Origin of the sequence: Halothermothrix orenii H 168 (assembly GCF_000020485.1) — a bacterium.
Lineage (GTDB): Bacteria > Bacillota > Halanaerobiia > Halanaerobiales > Halothermotrichaceae > Halothermothrix > Halothermothrix orenii.
Genome location: NC_011899.1, coordinates 1626079 through 1646732, shown reverse-complemented (window position 1 = coordinate 1646732; position 20654 = coordinate 1626079). Strand labels below are relative to the sequence as shown.

At 35.8% G+C, this 20654-nt stretch carries 16 protein-coding genes and 4 tRNA genes; 19 read left to right on the top strand and 1 reads right to left on the bottom strand.

Annotated elements, in window-relative coordinates; all coding sequences use genetic code 11:
* Positions 1–95: 95 nt before the first annotated feature.
* The 14 genes from HORE_RS08025 to HORE_RS07960 all read left to right on the top strand — a co-directional run bounded on the left by HORE_RS08025 (position 96) and on the right by HORE_RS07960 (position 12466).
* A tRNA-Arg gene (locus HORE_RS08025) sits at positions 96–173 on the top strand.
* 9 nt (positions 174–182) lie between these two features.
* Positions 183–260, top strand: a tRNA-His gene (locus HORE_RS08020).
* An 8-nt stretch (positions 261–268) separates the two neighbouring features.
* A tRNA-Lys gene (locus HORE_RS08015) sits at positions 269–345 on the top strand.
* A gap of 9 nt (positions 346–354) precedes the next feature.
* A tRNA-Glu gene (locus tag HORE_RS08010) sits at positions 355–430 on the top strand.
* 322 nt (positions 431–752) lie between these two features.
* Complete coding sequence (locus HORE_RS08005; protein ID WP_012636469.1) at positions 753–2000, top strand: PocR ligand-binding domain-containing protein; 1248 nt, start codon at positions 753–755, stop codon at positions 1998–2000.
* A gap of 210 nt (positions 2001–2210) precedes the next feature.
* Entirely contained in the window at positions 2211–2843 is a 633-nt protein-coding gene (locus tag HORE_RS08000) for a corrinoid protein (RefSeq protein ID WP_012636468.1), read from the top strand.
* A gap of 126 nt (positions 2844–2969) precedes the next feature.
* A complete protein-coding gene (locus tag HORE_RS07995) occupies positions 2970–4766 on the top strand; it encodes an ASKHA domain-containing protein (RefSeq protein ID WP_012636467.1) in 1797 nt (598 codons plus the stop codon).
* 79 nt (positions 4767–4845) lie between these two features.
* Positions 4846–5565 carry a vitamin B12 dependent-methionine synthase activation domain-containing protein gene (locus HORE_RS07990; RefSeq protein ID WP_012636466.1) on the top strand — a complete coding sequence of 240 codons (720 nt, stop codon included), beginning with the start codon at positions 4846–4848 and terminating at the stop codon, positions 5563–5565.
* A gap of 218 nt (positions 5566–5783) precedes the next feature.
* A complete protein-coding gene (locus HORE_RS07985; protein WP_012636465.1) occupies positions 5784–7130 on the top strand; it encodes a uroporphyrinogen decarboxylase family protein in 1347 nt (448 codons plus the stop codon).
* On the top strand, positions 7121–8038 hold the full coding sequence (locus tag HORE_RS12500) for a CobW family GTP-binding protein (protein WP_012636464.1): 918 nt from the start codon (positions 7121–7123) through the stop codon (positions 8036–8038). Before HORE_RS07985 ends, HORE_RS12500 begins: the two co-directional genes overlap by 10 nt.
* Before the next feature lie 195 nt (positions 8039–8233).
* Positions 8234–8953: an ABC transporter ATP-binding protein gene (locus HORE_RS07975; protein WP_012636463.1), complete on the top strand. Its 720-nt coding sequence runs from the start codon at positions 8234–8236 to the stop codon at positions 8951–8953.
* Positions 8946–10550 (top strand): putative ABC transporter permease subunit, encoded by a 1605-nt coding sequence (locus tag HORE_RS07970; RefSeq protein WP_012636462.1) that lies wholly within the window; start codon positions 8946–8948, stop codon positions 10548–10550. Before HORE_RS07975 ends, HORE_RS07970 begins: the two co-directional genes overlap by 8 nt.
* 38 nt (positions 10551–10588) lie before the next feature.
* Complete coding sequence (locus HORE_RS07965; protein WP_012636461.1) at positions 10589–10912, top strand: J domain-containing protein; 324 nt, start codon at positions 10589–10591, stop codon at positions 10910–10912.
* Between the two features lie 198 nt (positions 10913–11110).
* Positions 11111–12466 carry a GH1 family beta-glucosidase gene (locus HORE_RS07960; protein WP_012636460.1) on the top strand — a complete coding sequence of 452 codons (1356 nt, stop codon included), beginning with the start codon at positions 11111–11113 and terminating at the stop codon, positions 12464–12466.
* Between the two features lie 235 nt (positions 12467–12701).
* Here the strand turns inward: HORE_RS07960 and HORE_RS07955 are convergent, their stop codons facing one another.
* Positions 12702–13037, bottom strand: coding sequence for a YlbF/YmcA family competence regulator (locus HORE_RS07955; RefSeq protein ID WP_012636459.1), 336 nt, complete (start codon positions 13035–13037; stop codon positions 12702–12704).
* 260 nt (positions 13038–13297) lie between these two features.
* Between HORE_RS07955 and HORE_RS07950 the strand changes: the two genes are divergently transcribed.
* The 5 genes from HORE_RS07950 to HORE_RS07930 all read left to right on the top strand — a co-directional run bounded on the left by HORE_RS07950 (position 13298) and on the right by HORE_RS07930 (position 20635).
* Positions 13298–14281 (top strand): helix-turn-helix transcriptional regulator, encoded by a 984-nt coding sequence (locus tag HORE_RS07950; RefSeq protein WP_012636458.1) that lies wholly within the window; start codon positions 13298–13300, stop codon positions 14279–14281.
* 161 nt (positions 14282–14442) lie between these two features.
* Positions 14443–16518: a TM1802 family CRISPR-associated protein gene (locus HORE_RS07945; RefSeq protein ID WP_012636457.1), complete on the top strand. Its 2076-nt coding sequence runs from the start codon at positions 14443–14445 to the stop codon at positions 16516–16518.
* Position 16519: 1 nt separating this feature from the next.
* A complete protein-coding gene (gene cas7b / locus HORE_RS07940; RefSeq protein ID WP_012636456.1) occupies positions 16520–17428 on the top strand; it encodes a type I-B CRISPR-associated protein Cas7/Csh2 in 909 nt (302 codons plus the stop codon).
* A 16-nt stretch (positions 17429–17444) separates the two neighbouring features.
* A complete protein-coding gene (gene cas5, locus HORE_RS12495; RefSeq protein ID WP_012636455.1) occupies positions 17445–18161 on the top strand; it encodes a CRISPR-associated protein Cas5 in 717 nt (238 codons plus the stop codon).
* A gap of 5 nt (positions 18162–18166) precedes the next feature.
* Positions 18167–20635: a CRISPR-associated helicase/endonuclease Cas3 gene (locus tag HORE_RS07930; protein ID WP_012636454.1), complete on the top strand. Its 2469-nt coding sequence runs from the start codon at positions 18167–18169 to the stop codon at positions 20633–20635.
* Positions 20636–20654 lie beyond the last annotated feature (19 nt).

Below are 20654 nucleotides of genomic sequence, written 5' to 3'. Positions count from 1 at the left end.
GTCTATAATTACCGATATTTAATTTTGATAATTTGGTTTAGATGAGTTATACTATTAATTGCTTTCAGCGAGTGCCCTTCACGGGCTTTCAGGATGCGCCTGTAGCTCAGTCCGGATAGAGCAACGGACTTCTAATCCGTAGGTCAGAGGTTCAAATCCTCTCAGGCGCACCATATATTATGGTGGGTGTAGCTCAGTTGGTCTAGAGCGCAGGATTGTGGCTCCTGAGGCCGTGGGTTCAAATCCCATCACCCACCCCATTTTATGTAGGCCATTAGCTCAATCGGCTAGAGCACCTGACTCTTAATCAGGGGGTTCAGGGTTCGAGTCCCTGATGGCCTACCATTTTTATGTGCCCTCATCGTCTAGTGGTCCAGGACACCAGGTTTTCATCCTGGCGGCAGGGGTTCGAATCCCCTTGAGGGTGCCACAAAGAGGCAGGACTCATGATTTCCTAAGAGGGAGGTCGTGGGTCTTGTTTTTTTTTGGCAGGAAAATGGAATATATTATATAAAGTTGACAGGGTGTCTATTTTGACAAGGCGGGAAAATACTCATATAATTAGATTATATATTACCCTGTTTTTATATATATCTTTGAAAAATATATTTTTGAAAAGTATAAACAACTAATATTTGTGTAGATTATTATGACCTGGAATACCTGTTATGCAAAATGGGAAAGCAGATTACTAAACCCCTGAATGACCCTGAAAAGGGAAATCCATTATTTTCTACCGGGATGTGCTTTTAATGATAAATGAAAAAATCAAGGATAAATTAAAAAAGGTAATTAATATATATTCTTACGCAACAGGAATTGGCTGCCGGATTATCTCTACCGAAGATATGAAGGAGGTCTTTCAGCCTCCCCTGAGTAGACCCTCCTTCTGTAAAATGGTTCATAGTTGTAGTCGCTGTGATGATGACTGTAAACAGTCTTACATTTATGGAGGGTTACAGGCGGAAAAACTGGGTGAACCCTATATTTATTTCTGCCCATATGGTCTTGTTAACTGGGCGGTACCCCTGTTTGGTGAAAAGAAGATGGAGTATTTCTTTACCGGGGGGCCGGTCTTGCTGCACCCGGTTGATGATTTACTTATTGAGGATATTCTTAATCAGAACCCACTCCTGGGTTCCAGTTATAGAGAGTTAAGGGAGCATTTAAATAAATTAATTCAGGTTGATACGGTCAGGGCCCGGTATCTGAGTGAACTTTTGATGGAACTATCAAAAAATGTAATGCTGGAGAGGGGTTACCGGCAAAACAGAAAACGGGAATATAATAGTATAAATGCCCGGATTGCAGAAAAGATTCACGAACTGAAGCAGGGTAAAGATGACGAGGGTACTCTGTATCCAATTGAAAAGGAGCAGGAGTTAATTAAAAAGGTAAAACTGGGTGATAAACAGGGGGCGCGGGCTATACTGAATGATATCCTTGGATTTGTATATTTTCAGAGTGGCAACAAATTAGATATTATCAAGGCCAAGGCGATTGAGTTGATGGTGGTTCTGGCCAGGGCTGCTATAGAAGTCGGGGCTGACCTTGAAGTTATTTTCGGTCTGGAGAATACTTATTTTAATAAAATTGATAATATTGAGGATGTGAACCGGTTGTCAGAAATTCTGGTCAGGGTTCTGGACCGGTTTATAGAGTGTATTTTTTCTATCAAAAATGTGAGAAAAAAGGATTTGATGTATAAGGCAATGAATTATATCAGGGACAATTATGCCCATAAATCTATAAGCCTGAATGAAGTAGCCGATGAAGTGGGATTAAGTGCGGCCTATTTCAGTAAATTATTTAAAGAAGAGCTGGGTTTAACCTATACTGAGTATCTGAATAAAGTCCGGATTGAAGCCAGCAAGGAGTTATTAAAGCAGGGTTGTTCCCTGGCCAGTATTGCCCAGACCGTTGGTTTTAATGACCAGAGTTATTTTTCCAAGGTATTTAAAAAAATGGAGGGGTTATCACCGGGAAAATGGAGGGGATAAGAGGTATCCCCTGTATGTTATGTATAATATTATTTATAGTGTTTATCGTGTATTAATAATATTCCCTGTGTATTAATAATATTCCCTGATAAAATAATACAAATAGACACAAAAATCTTACAATACAAATCATAAATATAATTATACAATAATAACAAAATATATAGTTATAATATAAAAATATGAGGGACAATAGAGGAGGATATACTGATGGGAATATTGAATGAAATATCAGAACATTTACAGGCCGGAGATGTAAACGGGGTAACAGATGGTATTAAAAAGGCCCTGGATGATGGGGTGACCCCTAAAGAAATCTTGAATACTGGTTTAATTGGCGGAATGAGTATTATCGGTGAAAAATTCAAAAACAATGAAGTATTTGTTCCTGAAGTATTGATAGCAGCCCGGGCCATGAATGCCGGTATGGATATTTTGAAACCAAAATTGATTGAAACCGGGGTTGATTACATCGGTAAGTTTGTTATTGGAACGGTTAAAGGGGACCTCCATGATATTGGTAAAAACCTGGTCAAGATGATGTTTGAGGGTAACGGTTTTGAGGTAATTGACCTGGGAACAGATGTGGCTCCAGAACAATTCGTGGCAGCTGTTAAGGAGCATAAACCCGATATTGTAGGTATGTCTGCTTTATTAACAACAACAATGCCTGAGATGGAAAACACTATTAAAGCCCTCAAAGATGAGGGGCTCCGGGATGATGTAGCGGTTATGATTGGAGGGGCTCCTGTTACTGATAAGTTTGCCAGTGAAATCGGGGCTGATGCCTATGCTAAAGATGCGGCTACCGCGGCTACAATGGCCAAAAAATTCCTGTCTTAATACCCTTTAATGAAGACTTTTTTAAAAGGCATTTGAGGAGTCGGGCTTATCGGTCTGGCTCCTTTTTTAATATATTCCTTTAAATTACGGCAGAAGGTTAATTTGTTCTAGAGGGGGAGTGGCCAAGTGTTATATAAAATTATAGTCCGTCAAAACAATAAGGAGAGGGTATTGACCGGAAAACAGGGAGATAATCTACTAAAAATATTACAAAAAAATCATTATAAAACAAAGGCCCCCTGTGGCGGAGTCGGTACCTGTGGTAAGTGTAAAGTAAAGGTAAATTATGGAGGAAGTCAGCCAACCCCCGGCGAAAGAGAGCTCCTGGATGAATCTGAGATTAAAGCAGGTATCAGGCTTGCGTGTCAGACAAGGATTAGCGGTCATATGGAGGTAGAGCTTGATACAGATGAAGAAATAGAGGGTCTGGTTGAAGGGATCAGGGTTGCTGTCGAACAGGACCCTTTTATACAAAAGGATATGGTCAGGCTTGAGGGACCATCTCTTGATGATCAGCGGGATTTACTGACCCGGGTTTCAGGGGCTATTTCTTCTGATGGGATAAGCCTTAAAGCCCTGGATTACCTGGCTTCAATAGATATTGACCGTGAATTATCTGTTATCAGGGCCGGTAACAGGGTTATTGATATAAATCAGGATAATGGTAAAGGTATTTATGGTATAGCGGTCGATATCGGAACCACCACCATTGCCATGTATCTAATAGACCTGATTACCGGAAAAGAGTCAGGGGTCCATTCCTTTAGCAATCCCCAGAAAAAATTCGGGGCTGATGTTATCTCCCGTATTAATTATACTTTACATAATGATAATGGTATCAAAGACCTGCAACAGGAGTTGGTTGACGGGCTGAACAGGGGGATAAAGCATCTCACAGATGCTGTTAACCTCAAAAGGGACGAAATATATCATTTAACCATTGCCGGTAATACGACAATGCTTCACAGTTTACTGGGGGTTGATGCTTCTTCAATCGCCCGGGCCCCCTATATCCCGGTCTTTACTGACAGCCTTATGTTCAGAGCAGGCAAACTGGGTTTTAATATTAATGAAAACGGGGTTGTTCAACTCCTGCCGTCTATATCTGGCTATGTCGGGGGAGATATTGTCGGGGATTTACTGGTAACTGACTTTGAATCTCCTGAGTGGAATTTATTAATTGACATTGGAACCAATGGGGAGATAGTCCTGGGGAACAGGGATAAGCTTTTTGCCTGTTCAGCAGCGGCTGGTCCTGCCTTTGAAGGGGCCAGGATAACATTTGGTATGGCCGGGATTACCGGGGCTATATCTAAATACCGTTTTAATAATGGAGAGGTCCATTACCGGACAATAAATAATAACAGGGCCAGGGGTATCTGTGGTTCCGGGCTTGTTGATATCATAGCCGAACTTTTAAAATATGGATTTTTAAAGGAGACAGGGGCTTTCAAGGATGGTGTTGAACTGAAGGCCGGTTATGCTGATTATTTAACCACCTATAAGGGAATAACTTCATTTAGAGTTGTTCCCGGGAATGAAACCCATGATAATAAGGATATATTATTAACCCAGAAGGATATCAGGGAGTTTCAGCTGGCTAAAGGTGCTATTCTGGCCGGGATAAAAATCCTCTTAAAGGAAGCCGGTGTTGACTACAGTGATATTGAAAAAGTTTATCTGGCCGGTGGTTTTGGAAATTATATTGACCCTCATAACGCTTCCCTTATCGGGCTTATTCCGGAGAATCTTGAGGATAAGGTAATCAGAATTGGAAATGGGGCCGGCATGGGGGCCAGGGCGGTTTTACTCGACCAGAAGCTGATTGAATATGCCGCCCGGCTCAAGGAAAAGACTACCTATATTGAGCTATCCAGTCATTCTGGTTTTCAGGAGGAATTTATGAATTCTATGGGTTTTTAAACAAAAAAGGGTTTTCAAGTTGGTCTGGGAACTGTCCGGCCTTTTACAGATTGTTTTGATTTTTTGAAGGGGTGAAATCATGACAGACAGGGCTGATAATATAAAAATAGCAGATAATATAAAAGATGTGGTTGTTTTTCAGGATATACCGGTTAACTTAGATTTAAAGGATATTATTAATAAATGTCACTTGAATAATGAAAATGATATTGAAAGGGTAACAGAACTGGTGGATGAAGCTATAGAGGTTGCCAGGCCCCGGGGGATTTTTAAGGAGTCCCATATACAGAAAAGGGGCCAGGATTACGTTATAATAAATGGAATTAAATTTAACAGTCATGTTATGTATATAAACCTGAAGGATATATATAAAGTTTACCCCTATATAGTTACTGCTGGTTCTGAACTGGAAACGTGGGCCAGTAACTTTAATGATATTCTGGAAAATTACTGGGCTGATATCATCCAGAAAGAGATACTCGAAGGGGCCAGTAATTATATATTTGCCAGGTTGAAGGATATATATAACCCTGGTTCGATAGCTATTATGAATCCGGGCTCGCTGGACTGGCCCATAAGTGAACAGAAAAAACTCTTTAAATTACTGGGTAATTACGCTGACAGGATAGGGGTCAGGCTCACCGATAGCTATCTAATGGTACCGACCAAATCCTTATCTGGCCTGGTGTTCCCGTCCACTACTGATTTTAAAAACTGCAGATTGTGTTCCCGGGAACAATGTCCTGGCCGCCGGGCCCCTTATGATAACAAACTCAGCAGGGAATACGGGATGAAATGAGAGAGGGACATTTTTCATCAAAACTCCCCTTGATATTAAAATTATAAAAATATCTATAAAATAATTACAATAATATTACCCTATTTACTTTTATAATGATACCAGGAAAACTTAATATCAGGTTTCTATGATCCGAATTCCTACATGTGGCCGGAGTAAATTATTAAAATTCTCAACTCAGCAAAAAATTTTATTGTAAAAAAGGGGAGGTTAATAAAATGAATGGTAAAGAAAAGATATACAATGTTTTTAAAAACGGATCCCAGAAAGAAGTTCCCTGGGTGCCTTTTGCCGGTGTTCATGCCGGTAAGCTTAAAGGGTATACGGCCCGGGAGGTACTGACAGATGAAAATAAACTGTTTGAGTCCCTGAAGGAGGTCAACAAGATATACCGGCCCGATGGGCAGCCGGTTACCTTTGATCTCCAGATTGAGGCTGAAATACTGGGGTGTGAACTAAAGTGGTCCGAGGATTCACCGCCAACCGTAATCTCCCATCCTTTATCCGGGAGTGAAGAAGTTCCGGACAGGATTCCTGCCCGGGATGAAGGCAGAATCCCCCTTGTCCTCAATGTTATGAAGAAAATGAAAGAAGAGGTAGGGGAAAAAACAGCCCTTTACGGGTTACTCTGTGGGCCCTTTACCCTGGCATCCCATTTACGGGGGACCAACCTGTTTATGGATATGGTCTTAAATCCAGATTATGTAAAGAAACTTATGGCCTATACCACTGAAGTGGCCAGGGCCATAGCCAGTTATTATATTGAAGCGGGGATGGATGTTATCGCTGCCGTGGACCCCATGGTTTCCCAGATTTCACCTGAACATTTTAAGGAGTTTCTCAACAGATCATATACCGAACTATTTGCCTTTATCCGGGATGAGGGTGCCTTTTCTTCTTTCTTTGTCTGTGGGAATGCCAGCAAAAACATTGAAGAGATGTGCCTGACAGAGCCTGATAGTATTTCAGTTGACGAAAATGTCTCTTTGCCTGAAGCCAAGGAGATTACCGATAAACATGGCATAGTTATTGGAGGAAATATCCCCCTGACGACTGTAATGTTACACGGAAATCAGCAGGACAATATGAAATATACCGTTGATTTACTTAATTCAGTTAGTCGGGATAATCTAATTATTTCACCCGGGTGTGATATGCCCTATGATACCCCGGTAGAAAATACTGTGGCAGTTGAACAGGCCGTTCATGAGACAGAAAAGGTCAGGGAGATGGTTAAAAATTATGAGGTCAGGGAAGAGGACATAGAGGTAGAATTACCTGATTATGATGCCCTGGAGAAGCCATTAATTGAGGTATTTACCCTTGATTCTGATACCTGTGCTGCCTGTACCTATATGAAGGCAGCGGCAGTTGAGGCCGGCAAACACTTCGGCGATAAAGTCGAGGTGGTGGAGTATAAGTATACTACCCCGGAAAATATTGCCCGGATCAAGAAAATGGGGGTTGAAAAACTACCGAGTATTTATATAAATGGTGAATTGAAGTTTTCATCAATTGTCCCCAACCGCAGGGAACTCTTAGAGGAGGTTGAAAAATGCCTGTAACAGGGCCTGGTAAACAGATTGATATGTTTTTTATAACTGGATTTCTGGGTTCGGGGAAGACAACCTTTTTAAATAACCTGCTCAAAAATAATAGTGGAAAAAACCTCGGGGTTATTGTCAATGAGTTCGGGGAAATAAATGTAGATGTCAAATTGTTAGACAGTGATACAGATATGAAGGTAACCGAAATAAATAATGGCTCAATATTTTGCAGCTGTCTTTCCGGTTCCTTTGTGGAAAGCATTATCTCCTATCAAGATTTACCCGTCGATTGTCTCTTTGTAGAGAGTACCGGAATGGCCCGACCCTCAAGCCTTGATAACATTTTAGAAGATGTTAATAAACTGGCTCCGGGGAGGTTTAACTACCACGGTATGGTCTGTGTGGTTGATGCCTCCAGTTTTATGGTCCTCAGCCAGTCAGTTAATGCAGTGAGGGAACAGATCCAGTACAGTGATATTGTTTTAATTAACAAGATAGACCTAGTTGAAGCAGATTTAATAAAGGTTATAGAAGAAAAAGTAAAAGGTTTAAACCCTCAGGCAGAAATCATTAAGACCAGTTACGGCAGGTCAGATTTACCATTTTTTGAGGTTAAGACCGGAAGCAGCTGTACATGTAATTGTTCCTGCTCTTTGACCTGTGATGAACTGACTTCAGATAGACCTCAATGTTATTTTTTAAAGCCTGACGGGGAAGTCAGCAAAGACAGATTGGTAGAATTTCTCGAGGAAGTTGCCAGTAAAACCTACCGGATTAAAGGCTTTATCAAGACCGGGGAAGGGTATATCCGGGTAGACTGTGTCGGGGATAGTATTAATTTTGAAAGGACAGAGGAAAGTTCTCCTGAAGAAGGGCTTGTTATTTTTGCCCCTGAAGATGTAAGTGATAAAGATTTAATATTATGACTGGATTAAATGCGACTGGGTTAAAGCCTCCATATTCCGGGGGCTTTTTTTTATGTTTAACTATTTTTTATGTTTAACTATAGTATGTTTAACCATAAATAAAAGGAAAAAAGATATAAATGTATAATATATAATATAATTAAAGGTTTGAAAGGATATTATATTAAATGAAAGACAATTGGGGGTATAACTAAAATGCTTATTCTGGAAAATGTAAGTAAAAGTTATGATGGAAAAAAGTATGCAGTCGACAATTTATCCCTTGAAATCAGTAAAGGAGAAATATTCGGGTTTGTTGGCCCAAACGGGGCCGGGAAAACTACCACTATCAGGATGATCACTGGCATTTTATCCCCGACTAAAGGGAGGATAACAATAAATGGACGGGATATTAGTGATAAACCCATTGAAGCCAAACGCAATTTTACATATGTACCAGACCACCCCGAAATCTTTAAATCCATCAGGGGAATAGATTATCTTAATTTTATTGCCGATATGTATGAGGTTCCAGTAGATGTCAGGCGGGAGAGAATTGAAAAATTTACCCGGGATTTTGAGATATATGATGACCTGACGAGGCCCATCAATTCTTACTCCCATGGTATGAAGCAGAAGCTTTTAATATCAGGAGCTTTAATCCCTGATCCCAATCTTTTTATTCTCGATGAGCCTCTGAGTGGCCTTGATCCCCGTTCAGCGCGGATTCTTAAGGATATTATGAGATACCACTGTGAGAATGGAGGTACTGTCTTTTTTTCCTCCCACATCCTCGAGGTGGTTGAAAACCTCTGTGACCGGGTGGCCATTATTAACAGGGGGAAATTGATTGCCTGTGATACCCTGGAAAACATCAAGAGAAATAAAGATAAAACCCTTGAAGATATTTTCCTGGAGTTGACTGATAATGAATAAATTAAAATCACTGACACTTATTCAGATTAAAGATTTTATCGGCAGGGCTCAGGAGAGTATTAATGTAAAAAATAATAAACTGGCCCGGTTACTCCAGGTTGCCCTTGTATTTATCCTGGCAATACCGGCTATTAACTTCTCGATATTGACCTTTGATGCCTTTGCTAAACTTAATCACCCGGAACTGATGATTACAACAATGTATGTCAATGCCGTAATGCTAATGTTTTTCCTCGGGCTTCCCTTTATAGTCTCTGTTTTTTTCTTTGCCAGAGACCTTAAGTTTCTGACAGCCCTGCCCGTCAGAGAGGATACTATTGTCTTTGCCAAGCTGAGTACGGTCTATATTTATCTACTGGGGATAACCCTGATTTTTATGGGGCCGGCTTTTATTGTTTACATTATTAAAATCGGGCTTACCCTGCAATTTTTTCTGCTGGGGCTTTTAGTCTTATTACTGGCTCCTGTACTCCCATTATTGATTTCGGCATTACTGGTTTTATTACTCAACAGGTTTTTAATAGATAATAGCCGTCGTAATCTCTTTACAATTTTGAGTAATTTTTTACTACTAATAGCTATAATATTTATCCAGATGACCCTGACCAGGTATCTTGCCAATCCTGAATTTATCCAGAAGGCCCTGGTAACAAAAGAGGGGCTTCTGGGGTTGGTTGGCTTAAGGTTCCCCCCCAGTATCTGGATGACCAGGATGCTTATGGGGTCACCCAGGTATGGCCTGTATTTTATAGGGCTTAATGTGGTCTTCTTTTTTATCCTGCAGTCATTGGCCAGACTTTTTTTCAGGCGGGCTCTTATGGCCTATTCCCAGGATGTTTCCCGGGCCTCAGGTAAGATATATTACAGGCAACACAGCCAGGGTTATCAGCTGCTTAAACGTAATATTCTGATTATCTTAAAACAGCCGACCTTTTTTATGAATACTTTCCTCACCATTCTGGTTCCGGTAATAATGTTTCTTGTCCTCAGTATCAGTGGGCAGTTTTCCCTTGAAATGCTCAATAATCCCGGAATGAAACCCTTTTTAATACTGATTTTTACGGGGATAATTACATCACCGGCCATAGTGGGAAATACATCAGCAACGGCCATAACCAGGGAAGGGCAGGCCTTCTGGGAGACAAAAGTGCTACCTATAAAGGCAGCAGATAATATACGTTACCGGGTTTTAACCACAGTTTTGATAAGCCTGTTTGGTTCGGCTTTGCTTCTGACTGTTTCTGCCTTCATTATGCCTCTGACAGTAAAGATGATAATGCTGGGTAGCTTTTTCTGCCTGGGGGCAACCCTGTTTCTATCGACTGTGGATATAATAATTGATATTTACCGGCCCATTTTGAACTGGACTAATCCCACCGCTGCTGTAAAGAATAACATGAATATAACTGTGTCCCTGGGAATAAGGGCTTTACTGGCTCTTGTGGTTTATCTCATATACCGTATCGCTCCTGGTTTTATTATGAGTTTTGATACGGCAATCTTATGGGGAGGTATAGTATTCTTTATCCTGTACTTTGCTGTCAGGTACTATGTTTACAATTACCTGGATAAAGTTTTTTTGAACATCTCCATATAATGGTAAGTACTATGTAAAAGTATGGGAGGTAGACTGGATTGCAGCAAAAGAAATTGAGTCCAGAAAATGTATATAAGGCTTCCAGAATTTTAGATCTGGGTGAAAGGGCCAGTTTAGCAGATATTAAAAACAGATACAGAAAATTAATAAAGAGCTGGCATCCAGACAAATGTAATGATAAACCAGAACAGTGCAGGGAGAAAACTAAAGAGATTACCTGGGCTTATGAAATAATAGTTTCATATTGTAACAATTATCTTTATTCATTTAAAAAAGATGATATTGTTAATAATTTACCGGTTGATATTCAAATGAAGGAAAGATGGAAAAAACAATTTATGGATGGTCATTTCAGTTTATAAAATAATATCTACAAACGAGATTAAAGTAATAATTATTGCATAATGTTTATTGGAAGTAATAATGGTATAACAGTTAATGACACAAATCCCCTTTTTTCGGGGATTTGTTTGCTATATGATGCTAAAAATATTATAATGTAATCATCAGATACTATCTTAAAACATATTAGATAGACTGTAAGGGAGGCAATATAAACAATGGCAAAAATAATATTTCCAGAAGATTTTATCTGGGGAGCAGCTACGTCATCCTACCAGATAGAAGGAGCTTTTAATGAGGATGGAAAGGGAGAATCCATCTGGGACAGATTTAGCCATACCCCGGGAAAAATTGAAAACGGTGACACCGGTGATATAGCCTGTGATCATTATCATCTGTACCGGGAAGATATTGAATTAATGAAAGAGATAGGGATTAGGTCATACCGTTTTTCTACTTCCTGGCCCCGGATTCTTCCGGAAGGTAAAGGCAGGGTAAACCAGAAAGGTCTTGATTTTTATAAAAGACTGGTTGACAATCTTCTTAAGGCCAATATCAGACCCATGATAACCCTATACCACTGGGATTTACCCCAGGCATTACAGGATAAAGGTGGCTGGACCAACAGGGATACAGCCAAATATTTCGCTGAATATGCCAGGCTTATGTTTGAAGAGTTTAACGGCCTGGTGGACCTCTGGGTTACCCATAATGAACCCTGGGTAGTTGCCTTTGAGGGTCATGCTTTTGGTAACCATGCCCCCGGTACTAAAGATTTTAAAACGGCCCTTCAGGTCGCCCATCACCTGTTATTATCCCATGGAATGGCTGTTGATATCTTCAGGGAGGAAGACCTGCCCGGGGAGATTGGTATTACTCTCAACTTAACCCCTGCTTACCCGGCCGGTGACAGTGAGAAGGATGTTAAGGCAGCTTCTTTACTTGATGACTATATTAATGCATGGTTTTTATCTCCAGTGTTCAAGGGCAGTTACCCGGAGGAATTACACCACATCTATGAACAGAATTTAGGGGCCTTTACAACCCAACCGGGTGATATGGATATAATAAGCAGGGATATTGACTTCCTGGGCATTAATTACTACTCCAGGATGGTGGTCAGGCATAAACCGGGAGATAATTTGTTTAATGCTGAAGTTGTAAAAATGGAGGATAGGCCATCTACAGAGATGGGCTGGGAGATTTATCCCCAGGGACTTTATGATATTTTAGTGAGGGTTAATAAAGAATATACCGATAAGCCCCTTTACATAACAGAAAACGGGGCAGCTTTTGATGACAAATTAACAGAGGAAGGTAAGATCCATGATGAGAAGAGGATTAACTACCTGGGGGATCATTTTAAGCAGGCATATAAAGCCCTTAAAGATGGAGTTCCCCTCAGAGGTTATTATGTGTGGTCATTGATGGATAATTTTGAATGGGCCTATGGCTATAGCAAGCGCTTTGGTCTCATTTATGTTGATTATGAAAATGGTAACAGACGCTTTTTAAAAGATAGTGCCCTATGGTATCGGGAGGTCATCGAAAAAGGCCAGGTTGAAGCTAACTAAACCTGTACTATAGTTAGTAAAAGGTTATTTATGACCAGAACCTATGACTAGAACCGGATAGATTAATTATTCCCGGGGAAGCAAAAAACATATAGCAGCAATCAGGTGTTGTTAGTGGTCATCAGAGACAATATGGAAAAGACACGTCCCGCATTTTTATTCAGTAAATTATAAAAAAGCCCTGAACAGCCAGTAAAGGCTGGACAGGGCTATTTTTTTTGTTTATAAATAACTATTAGGCATGCTGACCGGCGATTATACCTGTAATGGCCTGGTTAACGGTTTGCATTACCTGGTTAAACTTCTGCTGGGCAGTCATGAAGTTTTTAATCTTTTCATTTTCCTGCATTCTGGCCTGAAGGGCCATAAGTTCTTTCTTCTGGTCCTCGGTTATATTCTTTCCATTGGCCTGGGCCATCTGTAACCTTTGCTGTTTTGATCTAAATTCATTAAGTAAGGACTGGGCTTCCTTATCATTTTGCATTGCTTCTTCAGTAGATTTCAGTTCTTTATATTCTGCTGAATCTACTATTTCTTTTCCCAACTCTTCGGCTTTCTTAATAATTGACATAAAAAAATTCACCTCGTTATGTTTGTTTAACACTTAATGTGTCTTCATAATGTTAACATTTATTAATAGCTGTGTCAAATCTGGGGATTTGACCAGGATTTATGTGCGGTATACATCAAAGTATATTATGAAAATAATTGTAAAATTATAAAGGAATTAATGTAATTATATAGAAATTTATAAACAGGTATATTGTTATATTTAGTAATTTAGTAAGGGGTACTGTAAAATATTTTTTATTCAACCGGGTGGGTGTTGTCATGACAGTGAAAAGAAGTAAGTTGTACAGAATTTTAAAAATGATTAATTTATTAAGTAGTGGGGTTAAGAGATGGAGAGCACGGGATCTGGCGGAATTATTTGGTGTGTCACCGCGGACTATTTACCGGGATATACAGTATATGGAACAAATGCATATTCCGGTAATTAAGGATGAGGAGAAGAATACCTATGCAATTATGGAGGATTTTTATTTTAAACCGCCGAGGATGACAAGAGAAGAAGCCATGGCTCTACTGCTTGTAGCACATGCCTTCGAAGATGAGGTTTATCCCTACAGGGAAGAACTAAATAATGCTGTATCCAAAATAATTAATTCACTGCCATCTTCTGTAAAAAAGGTACTTTTAGACCTGGAGGATAGAATTTTATTTCACCAGGGAGCTGTTGTAGATATGACGAAACACCGGGATACTATTAACATAATTAATGATTCCATTGCCAGTAACCAATCTGTTATTATAAATTATTATTCTCTCAGTAGTGATATGTTAAGGGAGCGTAAAGTTGACCCCTATAAAATTTTTGTACAGGATGGGGCCTATTACTTAATAGCTTACTGCCATCTGCGCTGTAATGTATTATTATTCAGGGTAGATAGGATAAGGAATATTAAGGTAACCAGTGATAAATATATAATACCTGATGACTTTGATGTAGAAAAATATATGCAAAATGCCTGGGGTGTGGAACGGGGTGATAAAGAGGAAAGGGTTGTATTGTTATTTAAAGGAACTTCAGCAAAACTGGTAAAGGAAAGGAAATGGCAGGTTAAACACCAGATAGTAGAACTAGGTGATGATAAAATTAGATTTGAGGTAACTACTGGTAGTATGCAGGAAATTATGGGCTGGATATTACAACACGGTTCAGAAGTTGAGGTAGTACGACCGGAGAGTTTAAAGGAAAATGTAATCAATGAAATTAAAAAAATGAGTAATATATACAAAAAAACACATGTTTGAGACAGAAGTTGTCACAGGTGTGTGGTATGATATCTAATAGAGGATATTCAATAAATATTTCTGTAAGAAATGGTTAGTTTTTGAATAACTATGTTAAATGTAAAATGTTATCAAATTAATGTTATTTTAATAATCATAATTTAAAGAAGGAGGTGTAAAGAGTGATTAACTCATTCAAAGAACTAGGTGAAATAGAACTACAAGGATTGTCAGATAGTGAAAAAAAGCAAAAATTTCTAGAGACACAGACTATTATTCCAAATGAACCAGATAGTGGGGATAAAGATGCAGACAAATATAGAGAAGTAATTATAAATCTGGACACTGAAAAAGAAGAGATTGAGATTAAACTAGGAAAAGAATTATATGAAAAAAACAGAGAAGAATTTTTTGGATTTGATTTAAAGGCATCAAATAGTAGTAAAACTTATTTTACAACTGATAACTACAATTATCACTTATTAACAATACCACATTTGATTTACTATATAGAAAAAGAAATTGATAAACTTAAGATCAAAAATATTGAGGATTTTTTAGATTGGTTAAATATGATAAAAAATAAGTTCTACATAGTAGTTGGTAGAGATTATTTTGGAAGACCGATAAGTTATTTATCTGTAGATAAAAATGTATCACATCAAAAAAAAGAAATAGTAAAATATTTAAGAAGTGAAATTGATAAATACGAAAAAAGGGGTAATGCAGAAAAAGCAAAAGAGATAAATAAATATATAAACGGGGAAGTAGTTAACACAGAAATATTAACCATAAAGGATATAAAAAAGTATTATGAAAAACAAATAAGTCTTGCTATATCAACAACGCAAAATTTTTTAAAGAATGAACTTAACATTTTTTCTATACATATAAATGGTAAAAGAATACTTGAAAGCATATATAAGGCTCCTTATGTGGAAGTTGTATATTATATTCTTCAACAAAGATTTTTCGATACTTCAAATTCAGACAAAATGGCAAGGGATAATGCTTTATGTGGAGTTTGTAATGAAAATAAATTAATAACAGGGAAAATAGATATTCCTACAAAATTTTATGTTACAAGTAGTCCCTATTTTTATGAAAATCTTGAAAGAAAAAATGCGTACAAATCATTTGGTATATGTCAGGACTGTTATCTAAAAGTCATGGCGGGAATTGCCAAAGTAAAAAAAGATTTTTCTGGTAAACTATTTAACCAACTTGACTATTATGTTATACCAACAAACATTGCTTACTGTAAAAAGTATAAAACAGAGATTGAAGTAATTAAAAGTATTTTATCTGATAATAATAAATCTTTTAAAAAAAATATTGAAGCAATAAACAGTATTGCAAATAGTAATTTGAAGGTTAACTTCTTATTTTGGTTTAAACCAAAGGGGCAAAATGCAGCATTTGTTGTATCGGAAAGTATTAATGATGTGGCTTACAACCATATTAGTCAGATAATAAAAAATTTATATAATTTAAATATGAAATTAATTTATCCAAACAAATATTTTAATTTGTATAAACTAACATTTAATGATATTTACTGGCTTCTATTTCCAAACACTGAATCCCATAAAAACCCTGATCCTAAATTATACAGAAAAGAATTATTAAGTTTACTGAATTCAATATTAAAGGGCCGGTCAGTAAATTATAACTACTTAATTAAGCAATTTAATTTTATACTTAGGAAAAGATATTTTAAGAATAGTAAAAGAGTTGAAGAAATTATCTATAATCCAATGAAAATGAATCTGTTACTAACCTGGTTAAATGAAATTACTGAAATAAAAGGAGGTTTTAAAATGTCTGAAGGAACAAGTTCAATTCCTATTGAAAACTCTGATATAAAAGAGTTTTTCAGTACTCATGCTGAAACTTATAAAAATAACAAATATCGACAGGGACTTTTTTTACTTGGAGTTTTAATGAATGAAGTACTAAAAAAACAACAAAAAGAAAATAAATCAGCCAGTATTCTTGATAAGCTTAGTTTTGATGGAATGTCTGTGAGACAAGTTAGCAAATTCGTTAACGACATAACTGAGATTTTACATATTCATGATAAATATACATGTAATCAGTTACTACATTCACAAATGATTGATCGAATTCAGGGAATTGAAAATTCCAGTCTTAATAAAGATGAAGTAGTATTTTATATATTGTCTGGTATTTCTTTTGGTAGGTACTTAGGTCATAAATACTATAAGACTAAGAATAATAAGGGGGATGACAAATAAAATGACTGAAAAACAAAAAGTTCCTAATAATTCAGAGATATTATTTCTTTATGATGCTAAAAGGTCTAATCCAAATGGGGATATGGATAATGAAAACAAACCAAGGATGGATTGGGACACAGGAACAAATTTAGTTAGCGATGTAAGATTAAAAAGGTATATCAGGGATTATTTGCAGAAAGTTAAGGGAAAAAATTTATTTGTGAGTGAAGAGGCGGAAAAAGCTGAAAACCGGGTTCATCAAATATTAGGAAGGAAACCATCTTCAAATAAACCAGTTACAGATGAGGAACTTACTAAAATTGCTGAAGAATGTTGTGATGTAATATATTTTGGAGCAGTTCTTGGTACATCTGGTGGTAATACTCATTTAACAGGACCTGTACAGTTTAATTGGGGATACTCCCTAAATAAGGTAGAATTACAGGAGTCAAAGACTATCACTTCTAGTTTTAGTTCTGGGGAAGGTGTTGGTAAAGACTATAGAGTAAAATATTCTTTTATAGCTTTTAGCGGTGGTATCAATGGTCTTGCTGCCAAAGATACAAAACTTACAGAAAACGATGTTAAATTGCTTGATGAAGCTATAATAAAATCAATACCATTGAATAGAACCCGTTCTAAAATTGGACAAACTCCAAGGCTATATCTGAGAGTTGAAATGAATGATAATGAAACAGCATTAAACGATTTGAGAGAATACATTTCTCTTGATTATAATGTCCGTGAAGAAGATGTTAGAGATATTAATAATATTGAATTAGTTATAGATGAACTGCTGGAATATTTATCAACCATTAAAAGCAAAATTAAAAAAATTAATTACTGGAAAGATAATAAACTAACAGTTAAAGATAATGGCTTTGAAAAGTTATTAAATACGTTCCCTGTAAATGAATTAAATTATTAGGGTAGGAGTTGTTATTATGGACATTAACCAAGTCCTGGTTTTTAAAATAAAGGGTAAAATTGCACATTTCAAAAAATACTACAGCAATAAAAGTTCTTTAACTTATAAAATTCCTCCCCGAACGGTTTTAATGGGGATAGTTGCTTCTATTTTAGAAAAACCCCGGGATAGTTATTATGAATTATTATCACCTCAGCAGGCTAAATTTGGAGTAAAAATAGAAAGTGAAAGTTATACTCATTTTGAATGTATGAATTATTTAAAAGAAGATGGTGGTCATACACAGGTAAGATTGCAATTGTTACTGCCAGCAAATAATATGTTATCTTATAAAGTATTTTTTACACATCAGGACGAATCTTTATTAAAAGAATTAGCAACAAAAATAAAGAATAAGATATATGGATATGGTATATATCTGGGGCAGAGGCAGTTTAGAGCTACTGCTGAATTTGATGATTTAATAGAGGACATTGATATTATTAAAGATTATACTGGGAATTTAAAAACATTAACATATAAGGATAATATAAAAAAATTAAATGATACTACAACATATAACCTAATTCTGGACAACATGCCAGTATCCTTTAAAAAAGTAAACTCTGGTCGAGAACCAGAAAAGGTTGTTGAAGTTTGTTATGAAGAAAATGGAGCAAATATAAATGGGTCTTTTTATGAAGTAATAAAATTAAAAGATGATTATATAAGTTTTTATACTCCAGTGAGGTGACTGGTTTGGAAAAATTATTTTCACACTATTCTTCAAATAAAAAAAGAGAGTTAGAAGTTCATTTGAAAAATGTAGCAGAAGGCTGTAAAAATATTATCTTAAACAAGCGGTTAGACTTATCTATAATATCCAAAGATGAACTTACTGATATAGCTTTTTTAATTGGAGCAGTCCATGATTTTGGAAAGTCAACTACTTTTTTTCAAAATTATTTAGTCCATGGTGAGGAAAATATTTTTTCTCACCATGGTTTAATATCAGCGATATTGGCCTATATTTTACTCAAGAAAAAATACACCAGGTTAATGGCAATGATAGGTTATATGGTTGTTAAAAGACATCATGGGAACCTGGAATCCCCTGTAGAAGATTGTGGTGAGACTTTCTATCATATAAAAATGCAAATTAATGATATAAAACAAAATACATATAATCATGTAAAAAATATTTATGATAATAATATATTAAAAGATACAGAATATTGCTTTGAAGAGTTATTTAGTGAATTAGAAGAATTTGTTGTGGAAGTAGATGATATTTCTGAATTATTTAGAGAAATAGTTATTGAAGACAAGTATAAGAATGAAGACAAGGCTATTGAATTATTTTTAGTAACTAATTTGCTTTATTCAATATTAATTGATACTGACAAAAAGGATGCTGCGAGTTTAAATAATGATTATTTTAAAGGAGCGACAGAAGAATATATAAATGTGCAAAAGTATATTAATAAAAAAAGGAAAGAGCAACCAAAAAAATATAATCCTGGATTACCTATTAATAAAGCAAGAAATAGTTTTTTTCAAGATGTTACAAATCATTCACAAATAAAAGATACAAATTTTTTATATAGTTTAACTGCTCCTACAGGTATTGGTAAGACATTTGCATCATTTGCATTTGCAAACAAATTAAGGGAACTTTCCGCTTACGGGAAAAGAATTATTTATTGTCTACCGTATACATCTATTATTGACCAAAATTTTAATGAGTTCGAGAAAATAATTAATTTTAACCTTAAAGAAGTTTACAAAAAAAATCCTTCAAAGTATTTATTAAAACATCATTATCTCACACCTCTTGAACTTAAAAAAAATATTGACTTAGAAAAAGACAGCAGGATAAGTAGAGATTTAGAGAAATACCTTGATGACAGATTATTATTAGAATCATGGGAATCTGGTAATATTGTTACAACTTTTGTGCAATTACTGGAAAGCATTATTGGAAATAAAAATAGTTACTTAAAAAAGTTTCATAATATCGTTAACTCAGTAGTTATACTGGATGAAGTCCAAAATATTCCTGTAGAATATTATCATGTAGTTGGAAAAGTATTAAAAATTCTTGGCAAAAATTTTAATACTCATATTTTACTTATGACAGCTACACAACCTGAAATAATTTATGGAAATGACGTTGTTAATCTGGTAAATGAAAAGAAGTATAATGAAATGAACGTATTTGATAGAGTTAATCTTAAAATTATAGATAAACTAAATCCTTATAATATTGAAGATTTTTTGGGATATCTTGAATTAAATTTTAACAGTAAAACCGGTTTAATAGTCTGTAATACTATTAGTTCTGCATTAGATATATATAAATATGTCGATGAGTTATTTACTTCAAAAGGCTATCACGTTTACTCATTAACTACTAATCTAACACCAATTGATAGACTTGAAAAAATAGATGAAATTAATATGAAGATTGATAAAGGGGAAAAAATAATAGTTGTATCAACTCAATTAATAGAAGCAGGAGTTGATCTGAGTTTTGAAGAGGTTTTCAGGGATTTTGCACCATTAGATTCTATTATACAGGTTGCTGGTCGTTGTAATAGGAGTGGGGAGTTGCCACAAAAAGGCAAAGTAAATATCATTATGTTAAAAAATGATAAGGAAGAAATGTACTGTAATAAAGTATATGATAAAGTATTACTTGATATATGCAGAGAAGTTTTAAGTGAGAAAAAGTCATTTATTGATATGAGTAAAAATTATTTTTCGAGAATTAGGGAAAGTTATTTAAGGCAAAGTGATAAATTAATGAATGCAATTTGTAATTTAAATTATAGTAAAGAAAAAGTTGACCAGGATCCTATTTCAAAATTTAAAATAGTAAAAGAACAGGGAGGTAAAGATAACATAATTATTTGTAAAAATAAAGATATAGAAAATAAGATAGAAGAACTTAAAGAAATATATGAAGAAATTAAGTTGAGTTATAATGATAGAAAAAAATTAAATAGGTTAATTGCCAAAAAAGAAATATTAAACAAAGAATTAGCCCTATATAAAATTAATGTTTATACTAACCAATTAAAAGAATACGAAAAACACTATATAATAAAGAAATTTAGATTTATCAAGTATGTCAGTTATGAGGATCAGAAAAAGTATTTGTATGATGATAATATTGGTTTTCTTAAAGAACCTAAAAAAAAGTTTGAATCAACTATGTTTGCTTAATATATATGGTTTAGTTTGA